1 protein-coding gene is annotated in these 503 nt (G+C 34.8%); it reads left to right on the plus strand.

The genetic code is table 11. The annotated features are described in order from the left end of the window. Nucleotides 1–131 precede the first annotated feature (131 nt). The coding region (locus tag J582_RS25575; RefSeq protein ID WP_032049023.1) for a TetR/AcrR family transcriptional regulator at nucleotides 132–503 on the plus strand (372 nt) is incomplete at its 3' end.

The following is a 503-nucleotide window of genomic DNA, read 5'->3' on the forward strand; positions in this document are numbered from 1 at the left end:
CAATAAAACTTGAGATGTGCCAAGCACAGTCTTTATAGGCTTTGCTGTGCCTTTTTTTCTCCCAAAAAGGGCACAGGCTTTTTATATCTCTTTTATATACAAAAAAAATTTATTTTTATAACGGTAAAACTATGTCAAATTTTATTCTCCCAACACGTGCTTTAGAAGTTGTAAAAAAAGGAATAAATCTGTTCCATCACGGTGGATTTCACATGGTCGGTGTCGACAAAATTGTGAAAGAAACCGAAGTGAATAAAATGACGTTTTATAATTATTTTCACTCTAAAGAACGCTTCATCGAAATCTGTTTAATCGTACAAAAAGAACACCTCCAAGACCAAGTGGTTGCACTGGTCGAGTATGACCATGACACAAGCACAACCGATAAACTCAAGAAGTTGTATGTTCTACATACCGACTTAGAAGGCCCGTACTACTTATTATTTAAGGCTATTTTTGAAACTAAAAATAGTTATCCAAAAGCTTATAAAACCGCGGTGAGA

Origin of the sequence: Acinetobacter sp. 1566109 (assembly GCF_000582255.1) — a bacterium.
Classification (GTDB): Bacteria; Pseudomonadota; Gammaproteobacteria; order Pseudomonadales; family Moraxellaceae; genus Acinetobacter; species Acinetobacter nosocomialis.